General features: G+C 63.2%; 22 protein-coding genes and 1 tRNA gene. 9 read left to right on the top strand and 14 right to left on the bottom strand.

Going from position 1 to position 20698, the window contains the following annotated elements:
* The first annotated feature begins 151 nt into the window (after positions 1 to 151).
* Both RY1_RS26125 and RY1_RS26120 read left to right on the top strand, forming a co-directional pair.
* Positions 152 to 2212, top strand: coding sequence for an adenylate/guanylate cyclase domain-containing protein (locus RY1_RS26125; protein ID WP_169914840.1), 2061 nt, complete (start codon positions 152 to 154; stop codon positions 2210 to 2212).
* The gene (locus RY1_RS26120; protein WP_072806956.1) at positions 2205 to 3617 is read left to right on the top strand and encodes a mechanosensitive ion channel family protein; all 1413 of its coding nucleotides are present in this window, start codon (positions 2205 to 2207) and stop codon (positions 3615 to 3617) included. The genes RY1_RS26125 and RY1_RS26120 overlap by 8 nt, the downstream gene beginning before the upstream one ends.
* A gap of 25 nt (positions 3618 to 3642) precedes the next feature.
* On the opposite strand, the gene RY1_RS26115 is transcribed toward RY1_RS26120, so the two are convergent.
* The 5 genes from RY1_RS26115 to RY1_RS26095 form a co-directional block, all read right to left on the bottom strand.
* Positions 3643 to 3718 (bottom strand) — tRNA-Ala (locus tag RY1_RS26115).
* Between the two features lie 62 nt (positions 3719 to 3780).
* Positions 3781 to 4575 (bottom strand): divisome protein SepX/GlpR, encoded by a 795-nt coding sequence (gene sepX / locus RY1_RS26110; protein WP_072806955.1) that lies wholly within the window; start codon positions 4573 to 4575, stop codon positions 3781 to 3783.
* Between the two features lie 214 nt (positions 4576 to 4789).
* The gene (locus RY1_RS26105) at positions 4790 to 5437 is read right to left on the bottom strand and encodes a GNAT family N-acetyltransferase (RefSeq protein ID WP_072806954.1); all 648 of its coding nucleotides are present in this window, start codon (positions 5435 to 5437) and stop codon (positions 4790 to 4792) included.
* 43 nt (positions 5438 to 5480) lie between these two features.
* The gene (gene glp / locus RY1_RS26100; RefSeq protein ID WP_072806953.1) at positions 5481 to 6740 is read right to left on the bottom strand and encodes a molybdotransferase-like divisome protein Glp; all 1260 of its coding nucleotides are present in this window, start codon (positions 6738 to 6740) and stop codon (positions 5481 to 5483) included.
* 31 nt (positions 6741 to 6771) lie between these two features.
* The gene (locus tag RY1_RS26095; RefSeq protein ID WP_072806952.1) at positions 6772 to 7713 is read right to left on the bottom strand and encodes a UTP--glucose-1-phosphate uridylyltransferase; all 942 of its coding nucleotides are present in this window, start codon (positions 7711 to 7713) and stop codon (positions 6772 to 6774) included.
* A 100-nt stretch (positions 7714 to 7813) separates the two neighbouring features.
* Between RY1_RS26095 and RY1_RS26090 the strand changes: the two genes are divergently transcribed.
* The 3 genes from RY1_RS26090 (at position 7814) to RY1_RS26080 (ending at position 9642) form a co-directional block, all read left to right on the top strand.
* Positions 7814 to 8410, top strand: coding sequence for a 5-formyltetrahydrofolate cyclo-ligase (locus RY1_RS26090; RefSeq protein ID WP_245819962.1), 597 nt, complete (start codon positions 7814 to 7816; stop codon positions 8408 to 8410).
* A 156-nt stretch (positions 8411 to 8566) separates the two neighbouring features.
* On the top strand, positions 8567 to 8899 hold the full coding sequence (locus RY1_RS26085) for an FmdB family zinc ribbon protein (protein ID WP_072807010.1): 333 nt from the start codon (positions 8567 to 8569) through the stop codon (positions 8897 to 8899).
* Positions 8900 to 8988: 89 nt separating this feature from the next.
* Positions 8989 to 9642, top strand: coding sequence for an SAF domain-containing protein (locus RY1_RS26080; RefSeq protein ID WP_072806951.1), 654 nt, complete (start codon positions 8989 to 8991; stop codon positions 9640 to 9642).
* Between the two features lie 37 nt (positions 9643 to 9679).
* Here the strand turns inward: RY1_RS26080 and RY1_RS26075 are convergent, their stop codons facing one another.
* Complete coding sequence (locus tag RY1_RS26075) at positions 9680 to 10441, bottom strand: MspA family porin (RefSeq protein ID WP_084727881.1); 762 nt, start codon at positions 10439 to 10441, stop codon at positions 9680 to 9682.
* Positions 10442 to 10455: 14 nt separating this feature from the next.
* Positions 10456 to 11124, bottom strand: a complete 669-nt coding sequence (locus RY1_RS26070) for an MspA family porin (RefSeq protein WP_072806950.1) — start codon at positions 11122 to 11124, stop codon at positions 10456 to 10458.
* 238 nt (positions 11125 to 11362) lie between these two features.
* On the opposite strand from RY1_RS26070, the gene mscL reads away from it, so the two are divergent.
* Complete coding sequence (gene mscL / locus RY1_RS26065) at positions 11363 to 11842, top strand: large conductance mechanosensitive channel protein MscL (RefSeq protein ID WP_072807008.1); 480 nt, start codon at positions 11363 to 11365, stop codon at positions 11840 to 11842.
* Positions 11843 to 11919: 77 nt separating this feature from the next.
* On the opposite strand, the gene RY1_RS26060 is transcribed toward mscL, so the two are convergent.
* The 7 genes from RY1_RS26060 to RY1_RS26030 all read right to left on the bottom strand — a co-directional run bounded on the left by RY1_RS26060 (position 11920) and on the right by RY1_RS26030 (position 18981).
* A complete protein-coding gene (locus tag RY1_RS26060) occupies positions 11920 to 12357 on the bottom strand; it encodes a hypothetical protein (protein WP_072806949.1) in 438 nt (145 codons plus the stop codon).
* A 167-nt stretch (positions 12358 to 12524) separates the two neighbouring features.
* Positions 12525 to 13271 carry an MspA family porin gene (locus tag RY1_RS26055; RefSeq protein ID WP_084727879.1) on the bottom strand — a complete coding sequence of 249 codons (747 nt, stop codon included), beginning with the start codon at positions 13269 to 13271 and terminating at the stop codon, positions 12525 to 12527.
* A 735-nt stretch (positions 13272 to 14006) separates the two neighbouring features.
* Positions 14007 to 14504: a MogA/MoaB family molybdenum cofactor biosynthesis protein gene (locus tag RY1_RS26050; RefSeq protein ID WP_245819961.1), complete on the bottom strand. Its 498-nt coding sequence runs from the start codon at positions 14502 to 14504 to the stop codon at positions 14007 to 14009.
* A gap of 89 nt (positions 14505 to 14593) precedes the next feature.
* Positions 14594 to 16060: a trypsin-like peptidase domain-containing protein gene (locus RY1_RS26045; RefSeq protein WP_072806948.1), complete on the bottom strand. Its 1467-nt coding sequence runs from the start codon at positions 16058 to 16060 to the stop codon at positions 14594 to 14596.
* A 107-nt stretch (positions 16061 to 16167) separates the two neighbouring features.
* Positions 16168 to 17622 (bottom strand): HAMP domain-containing sensor histidine kinase, encoded by a 1455-nt coding sequence (locus RY1_RS26040; protein ID WP_072806947.1) that lies wholly within the window; start codon positions 17620 to 17622, stop codon positions 16168 to 16170.
* Positions 17622 to 18308, bottom strand: a complete 687-nt coding sequence (locus tag RY1_RS26035; RefSeq protein WP_072806946.1) for a response regulator transcription factor — start codon at positions 18306 to 18308, stop codon at positions 17622 to 17624. The genes RY1_RS26040 and RY1_RS26035 overlap by 1 nt, the downstream gene beginning before the upstream one ends.
* Before the next feature lie 55 nt (positions 18309 to 18363).
* Positions 18364 to 18981, bottom strand: coding sequence for a trimeric intracellular cation channel family protein (locus tag RY1_RS26030; protein WP_072806945.1), 618 nt, complete (start codon positions 18979 to 18981; stop codon positions 18364 to 18366).
* Between the two features lie 202 nt (positions 18982 to 19183).
* Here RY1_RS26030 and RY1_RS26025 point away from each other — a divergent pair, with 202 nt between their 5' ends.
* From RY1_RS26025 to RY1_RS31100, 3 genes are all read left to right on the top strand, one after another.
* Positions 19184 to 19462, top strand: a complete 279-nt coding sequence (locus RY1_RS26025; protein ID WP_072806944.1) for a PASTA domain-containing protein — start codon at positions 19184 to 19186, stop codon at positions 19460 to 19462.
* A 301-nt stretch (positions 19463 to 19763) separates the two neighbouring features.
* A complete protein-coding gene (locus tag RY1_RS26020) occupies positions 19764 to 20039 on the top strand; it encodes a PASTA domain-containing protein (RefSeq protein ID WP_169914838.1) in 276 nt (91 codons plus the stop codon).
* Positions 20040 to 20166: 127 nt separating this feature from the next.
* Positions 20167 to 20697, top strand: a complete 531-nt coding sequence (locus RY1_RS31100) for a DUF3558 domain-containing protein (RefSeq protein ID WP_072806942.1) — start codon at positions 20167 to 20169, stop codon at positions 20695 to 20697.
* The last annotated feature ends 1 nt before the right edge of the window (position 20698 follow it).

The raw sequence follows: 20698 nt of genomic DNA, 5'->3' as shown, positions 1-20698 counted from the left end.
GAGTAGCGGCATGCGACTCCAATCCGAGAAATGGTGATCCGAGTTGGCCGCTGCACCCGATTACAGTCATGCTTCCAGGCGGTTATTCGGCTCCCGGAAGCGCCTCTACTCCTTCGGAATTCAGTCCAAACTTCTTGTCATGCTGCTGAGCGTGAGCGTGGTATCGGTCATCGTCGTCGGAGCGGTCGGATATGTCGCGGGAACCAGTTCTCTGCGCAGTGCGGCATTCGATCGTTTGACCGAACTTCGAGAATCGAGAGCGCGCGAAATCACCGCGCGATTCAATTCGATCAGCAATTCCGCGGCAGTGATCACACACAGTGCCACCACCATCGATGCTACGAACCAATTCAGCGCCGCGTTCGGGGAATTGGCAGAGCAGACCTCGACACCGGCTCAGACGGCCGGACTCGACGCCTATTACGCCGACGTGTTCGCTCCCGCACTCGAGGAGAACACCGGAAAACCTGTCGATCCTTCGCTGTTCGTTCCTCGCGGACCAGCCGAACGGTACCTGCAGAGCATGTACACGGTGCCCGCGAACGGCGACTTCGAGGCGGCCATCAGCGTCGATACGGCAGGCGACAGCAGTGCGTGGTCCGCGGTCAATGCGAAGTTCCAGCCGTTCTTCGAGGACTTGACCACCAGGTTCGGATTCGAGGATTCACTCATCCTCGACCCGGCGGGAACCGTCGTCTACAGCGCCTACAAGGGCGCCGACCTGGGCACCAACGTGCGTACCGGGCCCTACCGCGCGTCCAATCTGGCCAGCGGATTCGAGCAGGCGATGCAGGCGAGCTCGATCGACGACACTCTGGTGACCGACTTTCAGCGTTATGCGCCGTCGTACGACAAGCCGACATCGTGGGTCATGACACCGATCGGTACCGACGGCGTCATTGCAGGCGTACTGGCCTTGCAGCTGCCCATCGAGGCGATCAACTCGGTGATGACGGCCGACAACGGATGGGTCGAGGACGGTCTGGGTGAAACCGGTGAGACCTATCTCGCCGGGCCCGATCGCCTGATGCGCTCGGTGTCGCGAATGTTGACCACCGATCCCGATGCTTTCATCGACACCGTCGTGAGCTCCGGGACATCACCCTCGGTGGCAGCGCTGGAAGTGGCACGCGGTGGGAGCATTCTGCTTCAACCGGTCGACACCGTTGCAGTCAACGCGGCACTGGCCGGTGAGACCGGAGTGGAGGTCGCCGACGATTACACCGGGGAGGACACACTCGTCGCGTACACCCCTCTCGACATTCCGGGAATCGACTGGGTGCTGGTCGCGAAGATCGACTCCGACGAGGCGTTGGCACCGGTGGACCGGTTCGCGCGCAACCTCGCGTTGTCGACCGCGGCGATCGTGCTGCTCGTATCGCTGCTGTCGTTGCTGCTGGCCCGGGTGTTCACTCGGCCGCTCAAGCAGCTGGCCGGTGCTGTCCGCGAGATCAGCGCGGGAAATCTGGGTGTCGACATTCCGGTCACCACCGACGACGAACTCGGTGAGCTCGGAAGGGCATTCAACGACATGAGCCACAGCTTGGCGACGAAGCAGCAGTTGCTGCAGGAACAGCAGAAGGAGAACGAGGAACTTCTGCACAACCTGATGCCTGCGCCGGTCGCGAAACGGTATCGCGACGGCGAATCCAACATCAGCGCCGAGCACAAGGATGTGTCGGTGATCTTCGCCGAGTTGGTGGGCTTCGGCGACTATGCCGCCGGCATCTCCTCGGAGAAGTCGAGCGCGGCATTCAACGCGCTGATTCACAGTTTCGAAGAGGCCGCCGAGCGGCACGGTGTCGAACGCGTGCGCAATCTGAGAAACGGGTTCCTCGCCAGCTGCGGACTGGTCGTCCCCCGCGTCGACCATGTCGAGCGTGTGGTGAGGTTCGCGACCGAACTGGGCGAGATCGTCGGTCGTTTCAACGCACAGAACGGCGCTCGTCTCACCCTGCGGGCCGGAGTCGACAGTGGACCACTGTCGAGTGGACTCGTCGGCCAGAAATCGATGGTCTACGACTTGTGGGGAGACGCGATCGATCTGGCCCATCGTGTGCACGCGGTCGATCGAACTCCAGGTGTCTTCGTGAGCCAACGAGTGCGCGACACCCTGGCGAACACGTACACGTTCACAGCAGTCGGCACGGTCGAGACCGCCACGGGAACCGAGCAGGTCTGGGCACTGGCCACAGGAGTCATCGATGTCTGATCTCGTCTCGCAGCCGTGGTTCTGGCCGGCCGTCCTGGTCGTGGTGGCGCTGCCCGTCGCGCTGCTGATCCTCACCGAAATACACGCGTCACTGCAGCGACGCGGAAGCAACTTCGTCAAACCGGTTCTGTTGCTGCGCAACTACGTGCTGCCCGCCCTTGCGCTGCTGCTTCTGATCAGCCAGGTCGAGAGCGAGTCCGTCGAGGCGAGTTGGTCGCGGATCATCGCGACGGTCCTCGGCTTCCTCGTTATTCTCTTCGTGCTGTCCGGCGCCAACGCCGTGTTGTTCTCCAACGCGGGCACCGACACCTGGCGTAGCCGCCTGCCCTCGATCTTCGTCGACCTCGGCAGACTCGTCGTCATCGTCATCAGCCTCGGAGTGCTGTTCTCCGTCGTCTGGGGCGCCGACGTCGGAGGACTGTTCGCAGCGTTGGGTGTCACCTCCATCGTCATCGGCCTGGCGCTGCAGAATGCGGTCGGCTCGATCATCGCCGGTCTGCTCCTGCTGTTCGAGCAGCCCTTCCAGCTCGGCGATTGGCTCGATACGGCGTCGGCGAAGGGCCGCATCGTCGAAGTCAACTGGCGCGCGGTTCATATCGACACCGGCAACGGATTGCAGATCGTCCCCAACGCGCTCCTCGCACAGGGCTCGTTCAAGAACCTGACGCGCGTGCAGGGCGCCTCGTACAGCGCTGCGCTCACGTTGACGTTCTCGACGTCCGATTCACCCGACGGCGTCGTGGCGATGCTCGTCGCCACCGCACGCGATCTACCCACCCGCGTGCCACATCTGGAACCGAGTGCCGTGCCACTGGGTGAAGGCCAGTATCGCGTGTCCGTGCCGTTGCTCTCGCCCGCCGACGAGTCGCGTACCAAAGCGACTCTGCTGCAGCGCCTCTGGTACGCGTCACGGCGCAGCGGACTGCATCTCGACGATGCGCAACCGGATACCGATCGTCAGCGCGCAGACGTTCACCGCGAACTGACGCGCGTGGCCACCGCGCTTCACGTACCCGGTGAGGACATCGCGCTCGTCGAGAGCCATGCCCGACTCGTGGAGTACGCAGCCGGTGAGATCGTGCAACGCGCAGGTGATACCCCCGATGCGCTTCTGTTCATCGCACGCGGCCACGTCTCGCTCGTCGTCGAGACCGAAGGCGGAACACAGGCGCTCATCGGCGAACTGGGACCCGGGGAGTACTTCGGATTGACGGCGTTGACCCGCCAGCAGGTGATCTCCGGTGCTGTTGCGCTGACCGAGACCGTTCTACTCGCGATCCCACGTGAGGCAATGGACGCGGTGGTTCGTTCGCACCCGCAGTTGGCCCGGAGACTCGGCGACGCAATCGATCTGAGACGAGGACTGGCGAACGCGGCGATTGCAGGCACCGAGCAGATTCGGTAGCCCGCTGCTCGGGCCTGTCACTTCGTGGTGGAGCTGAGGGGAATCGAACCCCTGACCTTCTCGATGCGAACGAGACGCGCTACCAACTGCGCCACAGCCCCTTCTTTCACGGTCTTGCGACCGCTGCGCAAACCCTATCAAAGGGTTCGCGATCCACCGAACGTCAGGCCCCCGATGCCCGTCGTACATCCTCGTTGGCGGGAGCGGACTGCTGGAACGGCTCGTCGTAGTGGTCCAGATGGTCGAACTCGGGCGACTCGTCGTCGATTTCCAATACGACGGCGCCCGGACGGCGCAGACGCTGGGGAACGAGTTTGAGTTCGTCGTCGCTGCGTGATTCGACGCCGAGGCGCGAGCGACCCATCCGGGTCATGCGCCTACGGCGGATCTCCTGCTCGATCTGCACCTGGCGACGCAGGTAGTACATGTAGCCGGCGAGTGCGGCCACGGACAGCCCACAGAGCCACCACAGCATCGCGGAGATGATGACGGCCAGCGCCGCGGTGGTGATGATCGCGAAAACCAGTCCGAGGACGGCACGTTGGCGGAACGAATACCGTGCGGCGCGCGCAAGGGCGTCGGCCTCGGGGTCGAATCCACCGCGTCCTCGTCGGTTCGGAACGTAGGCGCGTTCTTCCGCCTCGTCCAGATCGGTGTCCTCGGCTTCTGCGTGAGTGTCCATCGGGTCCTCCGCGTCGATACTCGGTGCATTGCGCCCGAAGACGACGCTGGCGGGTGCCGATACTCGCTCGTCGTACTCGGGGCGCCAATCTGGGTCGCTCGCATGTCCTGCGGCCGGACCCCGTGTGGGCTTCGTGCTGCCGCCGCGGTGCAGGACTCGGGTGGCGAGTGCCGCATCGGAGGTCTGCATGATGCGCGGGCGCTTGCTCATCATCATCGGGAGCAGGACGAACAGCCAGATGGCGACCAGACCGATCCATATGATCGAGTTGGGCATTCCGGCGCTCCTTCCTACCTGACGACTGCGACATCTTCTGGCGTGATCAGGCTATGCGGGTTTCGCGGCGGAACCGCGGAGACGCGCCGACCTGAATTACACACACGTCACTTTAGTCACATCAGTCTCGAGTCTGACATGCACGTGCGCATCGCGGCCCAGTTCTGTGCGGAAGGTGACGGGATCGCGCCTGTCGACGGTGAGAAGTGGCGCGCTATGCCCACGCGGCGCGGCCGGTGCGCACCAGACGATCGGCGACGGTCCCCTGAACCTCGTTGGACGTCATCGCCACCAGCAGATGATCGCGCCACCGGCCGTCGACGTCGAGGTAATTGCGCAGCAACCCCTCTTCACGGAATCCGACGTTGCGCAACACCGCCTGGCTGGCCAGATTCTCCGGGCGGACGGTCGCCTCGACACGATGGAGGCCGACCGGCCCGAAGCAGTGATCGAGGCCGAGCGCCAAAGCCGCTGTGGCAACACCACGTCCGTTGACGTCCTTGGCGACCCAGTAGCCGATCCAGGCCGACCGCAGTGCACCGCGAATGATGTTGCCGACGGTGATCTGTCCGCAGAACTCGCCGTCCACCTCGATGGCCATCGGCAGCATGTGTCCCTTGCGCGCCTCGGACTTCAGACCGGAACACAACGCGGGCCACGACGAGACGTGGTGACGCGCGTCCCATGATCCGTCGCCCGTGGGTTCCCACGGTTCGAGGTGCGCACGATCCCCCAACCTCAGACGACTCCATGCCCCGGCGTCGCGAAGTCGGACAGGGCGGACCGTGACGTTGCCCGCGGCAACTGTCAACGGTCCCAGTTTCGCGGGCCAACCAGGGTGGCTCGACCACGTGCGCGGCATCTGTCGACATTAGCGCCTGCACCCCGGCTCGACGAAAAGCGTCCTATCCCCTCTGCGCGAGGAACGAGACGTCCACTTCCTCACCGGTTCTGATTTCGGTCACGTCGGGGTCGATGACGACGAGGCAGTTGGCTTCGGCGAGCGTGGCAAGAAGGTGCGAGGAGGAACCGGGAGCCCCTCCGAGCGCCTGGACGAGGTATTCGCCGGTGCCTTCGTCGCGCATGAGTTGGCCACGCAGATACCCTTTGCGGTCCTCGATCGACGTGATCGGGGCGACGGTTCGCGCGGTGACGGTGCGGCGCATCGGCTGTCGACGCCCGAGCGCGATGCGGATGAGCGGCCGCACCATCACCTCGAACACGACGAGTGCGCTGACCGGGTTGGCGGGCAACAGAAAGGTGGGTACCTCGTCGCGTCCGAGCTGCCCGAAACCCTGCACCGATCCGGGATGCATCGCGACGCGTTCGACCTCGAGGTCCCCGAGATCCGAGAGTGCTTCTCGGACACCATCGGATGCGCCTCCGCCGACTGCTCCCGCGATGACGACGATCTCGGACCTGATCAACTGCCCTTCGACGACCTCGCGCAGTCGCTTGGGGTCGGTGCTGACGATGCCGACGCGGTTGACGTCCGCACCTGCGTCACGCGCCGCTGCGGCGAGCGCGTAGGAGTTGACGTCGTACACCTGGCCCGGGCCTGGAGTGCGGTCGGTGTCGACGAGCTCGCCGCCGACCGAGATGACCGAGAGCCGAGGTCGCGGATGCACCAGCACCTTGTCGCGGCCCACGGCAGCGAGCAGACCCACCTGCGCTGCGCCGATGATCGTGCCTGCGCGTACCGCAACGTCGCCGGGTTGGACGTCGTCGCCGATCTTGCGCACGTAATCACCCGAGCGCACCGGCCGGAACACCTTGACCCTGGCGCGGCCGCCGTCGGTCCGGTCGAGCGGCAGCACCGCGTCCGCGAGCGTCGGCAGCGGCGCACCGGTGTCGACGCGGACCGCCTGGCGTGGCTGTAGCCGAATCGGCTGCCTCGAACCGGCACTGACCTCGCCGACGACGGGCAGCGTCAGATCGATCCGCTCGTCGTCCTCGTTTCGCAGGTCGGTTCCCGCTGCCGAGACGTCGACGCTACGCACCGCATAGCCGTCGATGGCGGCCTGGTCGAAACCGGGCAGTGGACGCTCGGTGACGACTTCTTCCGCACACAGCAGACCCTGCGCTTCCGAGATCGCGACCCGAACAGGCCGTGGAGCAACCGCCGCAGCAGTCACTCGGGTCTGCTGATCCTCAACCGAGCGCATCTGGCCCTTCCTCTATCTGGTCACGTCGGGCCTATTCGTACTTGGTGAGTTGCGGCGCCCAGTCGTCACTCAGGCGCTCGGTGAGCCACTCACGCAACGTCGGACCGTAATCGTCACGTTCGAGTGCAAAGTCAACCGCAGCACGAAGGTATCCCCCGGGATTTCCGAGGTCGTGTCGGGATCCACGATGCACGACGACGTGAACCGGATGCCCCTCCGCGATGAGCAGAGCGATCGCGTCGGTGAGCTGAAGTTCGCCGCCTGCGCCGGGCTCGATGCGTCGCAATGCGTCGAAGATGGCCCGGTCGAGCAGATAGCGGCCTGCGGCAGCGAACAGCGACGGCGCGTCCTCGCGCTTCGGCTTCTCGACCATGCCGGTGACCTTGAGAACGTTGGGGTTGACTGCGTCCGGCACGGTTTCCACCGAGAAGACGCCGTACGCCGAGACGTTCTCCTCGGGAACCTCGAACGCGCACAGCACTGTTCCGCCGCGCTTGGCACGGACACGCGCCATGACGTCGAGCACACCGCGCGGCAGCACCAGGTCGTCGGGCAGAAGAACCGCGACTGCGTCTTCGTCGTCGTCGAGGACTTCCTCGGCGCATGCGACGGCGTGACCGAGCCCGAGCGGCTCGTTCTGCACCACGGATTGGACGTCGAGCAATGCAGGCGCGACGCGTACTTTCTCGAGCATCTTGAGCTTGCCGCTCTTCTCGAGCTTGGTTTCGAGAACCAGGTCTTCGACGAAGTGTGCGACGACGCCGTCCTTGCCGGGTGAGGTGACGATCACAAGGCGTTGCGCACCGGAGTCGGCGGCTTCTCCCGCGACGAGTTCGATTCCCGGCGTGTCCACTACCGGGAGCAGCTCTTTCGGAACGGTCTTCGTTGCCGGCAAAAAGCGTGTTCCCATGCCTGCTGCGGGAACGATCGCAGTCCGAAAGTGCCGTGCTGAATCTGTCGCGGCTTCTGTCATACTGCCCACCCTATCCATGGTCTCTGCGGACCTGCTCCGCATGTCCTGACGGTTCCCCTGTAATGCCTAAGCTTGCATCCATGACACTGGACTCGGATGCATGACTGCCGGTGACCCGGTGACGCCGATGTCGAAACAGGAATGGCGTCGCCGCATCGTGGCTTCCCGTCGCTCCGTCGATGTCGCCGAGCGCGCAGCAGAATCTCTGAAACTCTGTCACGCCGCGGCCGATTCGGCGCGCGGAGCGTCGGCCGTGGCGGCATATGTGCCGGTCGGAAGCGAGCCCGGTTCACTCGACCTGCTCGACGCGTTGCGCCGGGAGTCGACTGTGGTTCTCGTCCCGATAGCTCGTGCGCCAGGGCCGTTGCACTGGGCAGAGTACACAGGTCGAGACAGCCTTCGGACGGCTCCGTACGGATTGTCGGAACCCACCGGAGAAATACTGGAACCGGCGACGGTGAGCGGGTGCGATCTTGTGTTCATCCCCGCTCTCGCGGTCGATTTACGGGGAGTTCGCCTGGGCCGGGGCGCCGGTTTCTACGACAGAACACTCGATCTGGTCGATCCCGGTACTTCCGTGGTTGCGGTGGTCCGTGACGAGGAATTGGTCGAGGAACTGCCCGAGGAACCGCATGATCGTCGCGCTTCCCATGCGCTGACCCCAGCGCGTGGGCTGGTGACTCTACGCAGGGAATAGTTGCCCGAATCGCCGCGTTGGCAGTCATGACTGTAGAGTGCTAATGCTCTCTCTAGTCAGTACAGTTTCAGCAGTTTTTCGGCACACCAATGGTCGGACCCGAGCCCGTGGCGACATCTTCCTTGGTGACCAGTGGACCAGCGCGGAGGAACATCGATGCCCACATATTCATACGCCTGCACCGAGTGCGACAACCGGTTCGACATCGTTCAGTCGTTCAGCGAGGACTCGCTCACGGTGTGCCCGCAGTGCACCGGCAAGCTACGGAAGTTGTTCAACTCCGTCGGCATCGTCTTCAAGGGCAGCGGATTCTACCGAACCGACAGCCGCAGCGGATCGAGCACCGCCAGCGAAAGCGCAGGCGAATCCAAGAGCGACAAGGCTCCGGCGAAGACCGAGTCGACCCCGTCGACACCGGCCGCCAGCAGCAGTTCCTCGAGCTCGACGTCGTCGACGCCCTCCACCGCGAAGGCAGCTGCAAGCTCCTAGATTTCGGCTTCATCCACAGGCCCCGGCGTTATCCACAGCCGGGGCCTGTGGCGTGCAACGACGAGCCTTCCTGACGCTAGCGTGACGCCATGCCGCAGCGACATCCTCGACTCGACGCCACCCTGCTGGACCGTCTCACGCTCCGACCTGGTCGGGCTCGCGCCATTCTGTTACGACGCATCGCGGCGGGCGCGCTCGCCGCGATCGCCGTCGTTCTGTTCGCCGAGGACGCCGCTGCGACGGAGCGCATGTCGGTGGTCGTCGCTGCGCGCGATCTGGCGCCTGGCACTCCCCTGACCGACGCCGATGTCCGGCTGGCGGATTTCGATCCCGCGTCGGTACCGTCGGGCACTCTCACCGACATCGGCGACGCGACCGCGCACACCGTGGCAGGCCCTATCCGCGCCGGGGAACCCATCACCGACGTCCGGCTGCTCACCTCGCGCCTTGCCGAGGCCGCGATCGACTCGCCCGACGCCCGGATCGTGCCGGTGCGCCTCACGGACGCAGGCGTGACGGACCTACTGCGTGAAGGAGACACCGTCGACGTGCTGACCGTAGGTGAATCCGAGGAACCGGCTGCGCGGGTGCTGGCGTCGAAATCCGTCGTCGTGCTGGTGTCCCCGAAGAGCACAGGTCAACGTGACAGCGACCGTGTGGTGTTGGTGGCCATGTCACCCGACGACGCGACGACCGTAGCCGCCGCATCGTTGGTCAGCGCTCTGACCGTCACATTTCACTGACAGTCACATCTGACTGACTGACTGTCGGGCTGGTGAGTCACCCGATACTGAAGGGCTGTCCCCACAGTGTGACCGTCGATGTGACTGCGTCGTTCTCGACCGTGACATTGACGTAGGAACGTGCTTCGGCGAACCCGGCGCAGCCGGACACACCCAACGTCTCGTCCGCGTACGTGTAACCCCCGCCGTTACCCACGAAATCGAAGTCGTTGTCGACCTGGGTGGCGATGTCCACGCCGTCGATCGTCGCGGTGGTCTCGTCGCCGACGAGTTTGACGTCGTTCAGCTGCCCCGGTGCAAGCTGGAGGTTGAGGCCCGCACCGATTTCGTATTCGTTGGGTTGGGTCGTGAGAACCTGGAACGGCTCATCCGCATCGGTGTCGAGAGTGATGAGGTTGCCCTGCCCGAAGCTCGCACCGACGCCTCCGTCGATTCCCGCCGCGAAATCGACCTGGCATCCGACGAGGAAGCCCGGCTCGATGGTGCCGCCGTCGGCGTTGTTGGTCTCGACGGTGTAATTGCCCGTGACCCACACGTTGCGCTGGGTGGGCGTCGCCCCCAATGACGGTGAGACGACGGCACTCTGACCGAAACCCTTGACCGTCACCACCGTTCCATCGATAAGAGTCTTGCTGATCTGGTTGTCGGGAAGCGGAACGAACACGTCGGCACTGGCCGGACCCGCCGACCAGAACCCGAGTGCGACGGCCCCTGCTGCGCCCAGTGCCGCCATGCGTGCCGCCGCGGTCTTCGTCTTGTTCAACGTCTTGTATCCCCTCGTGAGGTCCGGCGAAGTCATCGTGGAAGCGCGTGTCAGCCGAGGCTGAACGGCTGGCCGTACAGGGTGCCCTTGAAGCGGTAGTTGCCGGTCAGCTCCAGCGTCGTGTACGAGCGCGCCTGGGCGTAGCCACCGCAGTTGGACACCGAGATCCCGACGTCCTGGTACTGGATCGCGGTCAACGGCCCGACCACGTCCTTGTCCTCGATCTCGACCTGAGCGACCTCGCGGTCCTGGAGTGGGATGTTGAATTCGAGGCCGCCGCCGATGCTGTTGGTGGTGTCGCCGATGGCGCCGATCTGGAACAGGTCCGGGAACAGCTCGATGAGGTTGATGTTGCCGCCCTCGATGCCTGCATCGAAATTGACCCCGAGCGACAAGTCGTCCATGTCGAGCTGGCACCCGACGAGGTAGCCCGTCTTCAGCGTGCCTGTCGCACCTTCGGGGACCTCGGCCAGTGCAGTGCCCGTCGCCCAGGCGTTGCGGTTGAGACCGTTGAAGGCAATCTGCGGCGCGACCTTCGCAGATTCGTCGAAGTGGGCGATCTTGTACGGGCCCGCAATTTTCTCGCCGTTGGCGAGTGGGACGAAGGCTTCCGCATTGGCTGCACCCGTGGACATGAGTCCGACGGCCACGGACGCCACTGCTCCGAGCGCAGCGATACGGCCGAACCTACGAAGCGCGGAAAAACGAGACTCGTTCATGGTTCCCCTCATACAACATGAATCCATCCGCCTCGACCGGCACCGAGGCCTATTCTCCGGGGAAGGATACGGGACGAACGACCCGCCGTCATTAACAATTGGCGACGAAGTTGTGCGTACCTGCCACGTACACACATTTTCGATCACCTCTGCGCATACCAACGCATGAGCACTCATCTCGACTAGCCTCGTTGACGACGCAATCACCGGCCCGTTGGAACGACTGCAGGGAGGCTTCATGCTCAAAGGATTCAAAGATTTTCTACTCCGCGGCAACGTCGTCGACCTCGCTGTTGCGGTGGTCGTCGGCGCCGCGTTCACCGCCATCGTGACAGCGTTCACCACCAACATCATCAACCCACTCGTCAGCGCCATCGGCGGTTCGAACGAGTACGGCTGGGGATTCCAGATCACCTCCAGCCCTGAGACTTTCATCAATGTCGGCGCAGTCGTCACCGCAGTCATCAACTTCGTCATCATCGCCGCGGTGGTCTACTTCGTGCTCATACTTCCGGTCAACACCGCCAAGAAGCGCTTCGTCAGCAAAGCCGAGAAAGAGCTGAGCGACGTCGACGTGCTCGTCCAGATCCGCGACATCCTCGCCGGCGGCACGGACGTCGGGCGCAAGCTCTCCACTCCTTCCGACGACACCGGCGGCAGCGGCGAAGCCATCGGAGATTCCGACGACACCGCTCCCGGGCAGCACGCAAAGCCGTAGATCGGAAACACAGCACAAGGCCCGCTTTTGCCATTCAATTCGGCGAAAGCGGGCCTTTTTCGTTGTCAAAAAGTAATTCAGTTGAATTTCTGCAGTGGGAATTCCGATAGTTCCACAGGGTTTCCATCGGCATCGCACGAGTTCGACACTGCGGTTGCATTGTCGACGAGCGCTTGCCCCGACTCGCTGTCGGGCTCGGCCAGTTCGAGCGAATCCGCAGGCAGAGCCGCAACAAGCGTCGTGAGGCTTTCCTTCACGGAATCGGAAGCCTCGTCTACGGACGCAGAGAATTCAGCGACCGCCGAATCCTTGTCTGCCTCCCACTTGTCGACTCCTTCGGCACTTCCCGGCCCGGCCTTCGTCAGATCGGCCAAGTTGTTGTAGGCAGTCGCAAACTGCGCACAGACCTCCGCGTTGGCACCAGAGGCCGAGTCGCTGCTGGAATCACTACTGCTGCACCCGGTCAGCGCAACCAGCGCGGACAGTGCAACAACCGAGATCAATGTCGAGCGCATCAAGTATCAGCCATTTCTCGCGAACTCATTCATCTCACGACGAGAGCTCGCGCAACCTAAAGGAACGAGGGACACACAGATCGGGCCCGCCCGGAGAATTCCGGACGGGCCCGATCGTTTTGTCAGCGCCTGGGCGCCGAGGTGAAGCTCAGATCAACCGATCGAGATCAGTTGAAGGTCCACGGTGCACCGTAGGTGACTGCAATGTCGCCGGTGGAGCTGGTGACCGAGACGTACGGGCGAACGCGGACGTTGCCGAGGATGCCGGTTGCGGTGCCGTGCAGGTTTGCGACCTGGATGGTTCCGCTCGGGCCGGTTGCGTCACCCGAAGAAGAGGTGATGTCAGCCGAGTCGTTGATGACTGCGTAAGCGCCTTCGGACTGCACAACGCCGGGGCCGGGTGCAATCGCAACAGAGAGATCAGCGGTCGGGATCAGCTGAGCTTCCGCACCGATGCCAACATCGATCGGCAGGCTGGCCGGTCCGGTGGTCGGAGCAGCGAACGGATCGATGGTTCCACCGACGCCGGCACTGGCGGTGATGCTCGGGGTACCCCATCCGATGGTCAGTGCGCCGCCGAGGCTAGCCGGGTAGCCGACCTGGTAGCCGATGGCTACGGTGCCTTCGAAGTCGTCAGCGTCAGGTCCGGTAACTTCCCAGCCTGCAACGCCGTTGGCGAACCACTCACGGGTGAGCGGGTTGCCGTCGAGCGGCGGAACGCTGTTGAGGAACGTGTCGGACAGCGTGACGGTGATGAGGTTGCCGTTGGCATCCACAACCGAGTTGGAACTGTCGACTGCTGCGGACGCGGTACCCGTACCGAGCACCAGGCCGACAACCGAAGCGCCGGCAACAACTGCAGCGCCCATGGACTTCAGTCCACGGCTACGCCGCGGCTTCTGGATCTCCGTCATTTACTTCCTCATCATGTTCAGTCCCAGCGCGTTCGCACGGGAAGCTTGTGGCTTTCACCCTCGGGTCACGCCGGCTGCTTTGCCGAGCTCCCCGAGCAGAACTAGATCCTGGGGATCGTCGTTCGTAGTAGTTCCGGCAGAAGGAGTCGGAGCGTGTATTCCCACGCCCTTGCTGTCGGAAGCTGAGGGGAACATTAGAGGAGTTGCCGGATCGTGACAATCCCTACGATTCAGCGTCGTACATGATCGAATTGTTATGTGTTACTTGCATGTGAACGGCTTTAACAGCCTACCGACTAGTAACCCGGATCACATCTATAACCGCCGTTGCCTTTCTGTTACAAACCTCACCGCCGCAGATAACAGCTCTGAAGTGGGGAGACGTTTCAACTACACCCCCGGATCGATAGACGCCAGTATGTTTGAACGTTGTTCTAATCAGCGTGATCCGAAGTCGGGCAACACGGTCGAATCACGCAGCGGCGCTAACGCCAGGTAAACGATCGACTAACACGACTGTGATTCGAGTATCAAAATGTGTCGTGGATCACATCAAATGTGATGGGGTGGACGCTCTCGACGGAACCAGTCATCCGAAGCCGATTCTTGTCCCCCCGGACGCTCGTCTCCTGTGGTCTCGGGCAGAACGTCTCCGAATATGCGAGCGAGCCGGGCCCGATCGATCCGGGCCCGGCTCTTTTCGTCTTCGTTGTTCTCGGGCACTATTCGCCCTGCTCAGGCATCGAGCCCCGACAGGTCGGAGATCACCTGGCTGGCCAGCGGTGTCAGCGTCGCCATACCGTCACGAATAGCGGCACGCGAGGACGCGAGGTTCACCACCAGGGTGCTGCCCGATACGCCGACCAGACCACGCGAGAGACCAGCGTCGAGAGATCCCGCGGCGAGTCCGGACGAACGCAGCGCTTCGCTGATGCCCGGTATCTCACGATCGAGAACCTCGGCAGTGACATCCGGGGTCACATCACGCGGGGATACACCGGTGCCTCCGATCGACACCACCAAGTCGACGCCGCCGATGACAGCAGTGTTGAGCGCATTGCGGACATCCACTTCGTCCGAGGTGACTGCGACAACTCCGTCCACCAAGAAACCCGCTTCGGTGAGTAGTTCCGTCACCAGTGGGCCGGTCGAATCCTGTTCAGTGCTGTGCGCGGTTCGGTCGTCCACGATCACGACCAACGCTCGGCCAGCCAGAGGTGCCTCGAGTTCCATAGTGCTCACCGTAGTAGTAGGCCCCTTCGAGGACTCACGCTGTGCGTAAATCGTTGCAACGGTCGCGAGGCGGTCCGTGTCCGACAACATCAGCGCCCTCCGGGGAAGCCGGGGATCTGCAACGGCGACTGAGACTCCGTCGGCGCCTGCACCGCAGCAGTCTGCGGCTCGGCTGTACCGAGCTTGACGTCGGCCGTCTTCTCGCTGCCGCCGTCGGTGTAGGTGATGGTCACCGAGTCGCCCGGTGCGTGGGAGCGCACTGCTGCGATCAGAGCATCGCCGGTGGAGATGACCCGGTCGTCGACCTTGGTGATGACAGCACCCTTGGGGATGCCTGCAGCAGCAGCCGGTCCGCCCTCGGTCACTTCCACGACTGTCGCACCGTTTGCATCGTCCTGTGAGGGCACCTGCACACCGATCATGGCCTGCGTCGCCTTACCGGTCTTGGTCAACTCGTCGGCGATGCGACGGGCCTGATCGACGGGAATGGCGAAGCCGAGCCCGATGGATCCGCTCTGCGTGCCCGATGACTCGCTGCCACCCAGCGTTGCGATGGCCGTATTGATGCCGATGAGCTGTCCGTCCGTGTTGACGAGGGCACCGCCGGAGTTACCGGGGTTGATCGCTGCGTCCGTCTGGATGGCGTCGATCACCGAGTTCTGGTTGCCCGATTCTCCGCTCGTCGACACAGGCCGGTTGAGCGAGGACACGATTCCGGTCGTCACCGTGCCCGCGAGACCCAACGGCGAGCCGATGGCAACCACTTGCTGACCGACCTGCAGGTTCGACGACGACCCCAGCTCGATCGGTGTCAGGCCTGTCTTTCCTTCGGCCTTGATGACGGCCATGTCGGAGACTGCGTCTGCACCGACGAGCGTTGCGTCGGCGACCGAGCCGTCCGAAAACGCAACGGTGAGTTTGCCGTTCGCTCCCGCACCGGTTGCCACGTGATTGTTGGTGAGGATGAGACCGTCCGAGGAGAGGATGACACCCGAGCCTTCACCTTCGGCCTGGCTTCCCTTCACCTGAATCTGCACGACACTGGGCAGCACCTTGTTGGCGACCGCCTGGATGGACCCGTCCGGAATGTTCGCGGCAGGCTGCGCCGCGGTGACCGTCGAGTTCAACGAATTGGTCGCTGTCCCAGAGTTGTTGGCATTGTTGGTTGCCAATGCACCGACAGCACCGCCGATTCCGCCGCCGACCAGTACGAGGGCAATGGCCCCTGCTACCAGAGTCGTTCGGCCGGGCCGACTTTTCAGCGCTGCGGGCGCCTGCTGCGGGCGCTCGTGATGCTGCGGAGCCGCGTGCTGTTGGGGGGCCGCATGCTGCTGGTTGTAGCCGTACCCCGGCTGATAAGGGTTCTGCCCGTATGCCGGACGACCGTATTGTCCGCTTCCCTGCTGTCCGTACGGCCCCTGCGGTGCATGCTGCTGCGTCGGGAATTGCTGCGTCGAGTGCTGATCGGCCTGATTCCGAGCAGGATCCTGCGAGGTCGGGCTCTGCTGCGTGGGTACAGAGTCGTTCTGCTCTGGTTCTTTACGATCATCGGTCATCTGCTTGTCGCTTCTTTCAGTAGAAACCCCGTATTTCGGACGAGGTCGCCCGCCTTGTTGACGTCTACTTTGCCGGGCCGGACTGAGAGGGCGCTGAGACCTGCCTATCAGTTTGCCGTGACTGTCGGATCCAGATCAGGCGCAGCCTCACCCGGCAGCACGATACGAATCAGCGCTCCACCCCGATCGGAGACCTCGACACCGATGGTGCCGCCGTGTTTGACCACCACCTGCCGAACGATCGCCAGTCCGAGACCCGAACCTGGCATCGAACGCGAAGCAGTGGACCGATAGAAGCGTTCGAACACCAACTGCCGGTCTTCCTCCGGAATACCAGGGCCTGCATCGTCGACGGTGAGTTCCAATAGCCCGTCACCGATCTTGCGCATGACCACTCGAACTTCGCCGCCCGTGGGAGACCACTTCGCCGCGTTGTCGAGAACATTGAGTACCGCACGCGAGAGGCCCGCTTGATCGCCGTACACGAACCACGGTTGGAGCGTCGCTTTGAACTCGATCTCGTTGCGGCGTCGGCGCGCACGCTCGAGGCTGCGTTCCACCGCGTCACCCAGATCGACACGCTCGAACACCGTCTCCGGTGCGTCCTCACGCGCCAGATCCACCAGATCGCCGACGAGAGTGGACAGTTCTTGAATCTGCGCGACGACATCGCTCCGCAGCTCGGCCATGTCCTCGTCCGGAATGGACGGCGCCCCAGGTCGTCCCGACGCGATCAGCAACTCCATATTGGTACGCAACGATGTCAGCGGGGTCCGAAGCTCGTGTCCGGCGTCGGCGACGAGGCGACTCTGCCGGCCCCGCGACTCCGCGAGCGCCCGGAGCATCGTGTTGAAACTTTCGGTCAGCCGGGCCAATTCGTCGTCGCCCGTGACAGGGATCGGCGTCAGATCATCGGTGCGCGCCACCCGCTCGGCGGCCGCGGTCAATCTCGCGATCGGGCGCAGACCTGTTCTGCCCACCGCCATTCCGGCTCCTGCCGCCAAAACGACACCGCAACCACCGACGATGAGCAACACCCAGGCGAGTCGATCGAGCACTTCGCCTGTCGGAGAAAGCCTTTGCGCGATGATGATGGCACTGCCGTCCATGGTGCGCTGGCTCAGAACCCGTTGTCCGTCGACAGTACGCAGAGACGACTCGGTCGTCCCCTGCGCGACGGCCATCTCCTCGTCCCCGATCGGCACCTTCGAACCGGGAGGGACGTACTTCGTCAGATCCGGAAAGATCAACGCCACCGACACGTCGGTGCTGTAGAGCGTGGCACCTGCGACGTAGCGCGGATCGAACGTCACGACGTTGCTGTTGATCAATGCATCCGCACGACTACGCAACTGATTGTCGACGTCGCCGTACAGCGCGCGCGAGACCACCGCGTACGCCGCGATCGCCATCACCGCCACAGCGATGGCCACGACCGAGGCAGCAAGCAACGTCACCCGCCAGCGAAGCGAAACCGACCTGGTCAAGGGCATGGGTGGGCGCATCGCCGCCGGATCGGCGGTGAGCGGGCCCGCGGGCCTACGCCCGAGAGGAGCAACCATCACGGGGGCGTTTCACGCAGAACGTAGCCGACACCGCGGACCGTGTGTATCAGTCTCGACTCACCTTCGGCTTCGGTCTTGCGTCGCAGATAGCCGACATAGACCTCGAGCGCATTACCCGACGTCGGGAAGTCGTACCCCCAGACCTCTTCGAGGATGCGGCTCCGCGTCAGCACCCGGCGCGGGTTCATCATGAGCATCTCCATCAGCGAGAACTCGGTACGGGTCAGGCTGATGGACCGATCACCGCGCGTCACTTCGCGGGTCACCGGGTCGAGCGAGAGGTCGGCGAATTCCATCGCTTCCGATTCTTCGCCTGCTTCCATGGCGGTGCGGCGAAGTAGAGCACGCAATCTCGCGAGAAGCTCTTCGAGCGCGAACGGCTTCGGTAGATAGTCGTCGGCGCCTGCGTCCAGACCTGCCACACGCTCGGACACCGAGTCACGAGCGGTGAGGACCAGAATCGGAAGATCATCTCCGGTGCTGCGCAGTCGCCTGCAGACTTCGAGGCCGTCGAGACGCGGCATCATGACGTCCAGAACCAGTGCATCCGGTCGCGCCGCGGCCACCTTCTCCAACGCATCCAAGCCGTCGACGGCGATGTCTACCTGGTAACCATTGAAGGTCAGCGATCTCCGAAGCGAGTCGCGAACCGCTCGATCGTCGTCGACTACCAAAATGCGCATCGTTACAGTTTGGCCTGACGGACTGAGATATGTCTGAGAGGGGCCTGGGTGTGTCCTAGTCCTCAGCCGGCAACCGGCTGGCAATCGGCAGATTCCATCGTCGCCACAGCGCCAGAATGCGCAGACCAGTGGCCGCAACGGTCCCTATGACCAGGCCGAAGTTCGCCGACCATCCGAGTCCGTCGACCACAGCAACCGATGCCGAACCCAGCAACGCGGGAACTGCGTAGAGATCACGACGCAGCAACAGCGGCACCTCGTTGACCAGAATGTCGCGGATGACTCCGCCGGCCACGGCAGTCGTCGCGCCGATCAGGCATGCCGACAGTGAGCTGCCACCGTGATCCAGCGCGATGGACGCACCGGTCGACGCGAACAGGCCCATACCGAAGGCGTCGAAGAGCAGCACTCCCCGCCAGACCCGGTTCATCACCGGATGAGCAATGAAGACCAGGAGCGACGACGCGAAGGCGACCGCCAGATTCGGCCACTGATCCAACGAAGTCGGCGGATGGATGCCCAACAGGATGTCCCTGATGATGCCGCCGCCGATGCCCGTCGTGATTCCGACGACGCAGACACCGAACAAGTCCAAGCGCTTCCGAACACCGATCAGCGCTCCCGAGGCCGCGAACACGGCGATACCGAGATAACCCAACACATCCACGAGCACGGGGTAATGATCGCACCCCGCCCTCCCGCGATCAGCCCGTTACCCATCAGCCGCAGGACGGTATCGAATCGGTCAATCCGTTCGGATGCCGAAATATGCCGATACGCAGCTGGTACCAGCTTCCCAGCCAGTTCCAGGCTTCTTCCAAGGTACCGGGACCACCATTGTCTCGTAAGCCAAAAAATCCGAGGAAGGAAACGAAATGCGCACGTCATTCAAGAAAGCCGTTGCGGTTGTGGCAGCCGTGGGGGCAATCTCCCTTGGTGGTTCCGCGGTAGCGAACGCTACCGAGCGGGAGACGGTCCCCGACGTTGCAGGATTGACCGTTCCCGAAGCAGTTCAAGAGTTCACCGATGCCGGATTCACCAACATCACCGTCAATGTCCCGGATTCGACGGACCGGGTGATAGGAACCAACTTCCAAGCAGGCACCACAGCCAACGACAACGCAGCGATCCTCATCATCGTTCCGAGCCGCTGACCCAGGTCGTGCCCATGACTCCTCTTCGGATTCAGCCGGATGACGCACTCACGTAACCACTTTCGACGGAGTGCGCCATTCGGCCGCGCAAAACTCCAACGGCCGTGTCCCCATCCCCCGACCACTACCCGTGGTGCAATGCAGCCAGTTCGTGACCGATGGCGCTGATACTGGTGTCGGATGAGTCAAGAAGCCCCACCTGATACAGACCTGGTATTCGATTCCGAGCCGATTCGGGACCTCGGCGAGCTGGTCGCGACAACCATTGGGTCGTACGCACTCGACCATGAAAGGAGTCGAAATGCGCGAGTCTCTGAAGAGAGTCAGTGTTGCAGTGGCCGCCGCGGGTGCGATCTCGCTGGCAGGATCAGCGGTAGCACACGCTGCGCCGTTGCTGGTACCGGACGTTTCCGGGATGACAGTTCTCGAAGCCACCGAAACACTCAATGACGCCGGATTCGACAACGTCTTCGCGAGCACACCCGACCCGACGGACGAAGTACTGGGCACGAACTACGATGCCGGAACGTTCGTCGACGAAGACACCACAATTCTGCTGGTCACCCCTACTCGCTAGCCGGTCGGCGCACCAATCGGACGGCGATTCCACGACGGCCGCCGTCCAGAACTGCCTCATGCTCGACGGGAACCACAACCCCATCCCCAGCGTCTAACCCTTCGAGAGCACCGATGAAGGGAGACCCATGCAGCGCCGAGGGTTGGCGATCCTTTCTGCAGTCTTGCTCGCCAGCGCCTGCGGCAACGGCGTCGAGGGGACCCCTGTCGCCGGATCACCCGCCAAGGCCTGGGATCCCTGCAGCATTCCGGCTCAGGCGATCGAAACTGCCGGATTGGATTCGGCCAGCCAAAGAAGCTGGTCCCAAGGTGTCGTAGTCGAAGCCTGGCCAATGTGTATGTGGCGCGGTCCCAAAGCCGATCCTTGGTACTTCCTCAGCATTCGATTCTCGACCGAGTACACCTTGGACGACGCACGAGCGAACCCCGCGTATCGAGAAATGGTTGACACAACAGTCCAGCAGCGGCGCGCAGTCGTTTACAGGACTTCGACAGACACCCCTGCCCAATCATGCTATCTGGCCCTCGAAACCGCGTCGGGAATAGCCAAGATCGACGTCGACGCGATGGGCGGAATACCCGCGAAATCTGACCCATGCTCCATCTTGCTCGACCTCACAAGCATTCTCGCAGAACAAGTCCCAGCACCCAAGAGATGAG

It is taken from the genome of Rhodococcus yunnanensis NBRC 103083, from assembly GCF_001895005.1.
In the GTDB taxonomy this organism is placed as follows: domain Bacteria; phylum Actinomycetota; class Actinomycetes; order Mycobacteriales; family Mycobacteriaceae; genus Rhodococcoides; species Rhodococcoides yunnanense.
The sequence above is the reverse complement of the archived record's forward strand: the minus strand, read 5'-3'. Positions and strand labels throughout refer to the sequence as shown.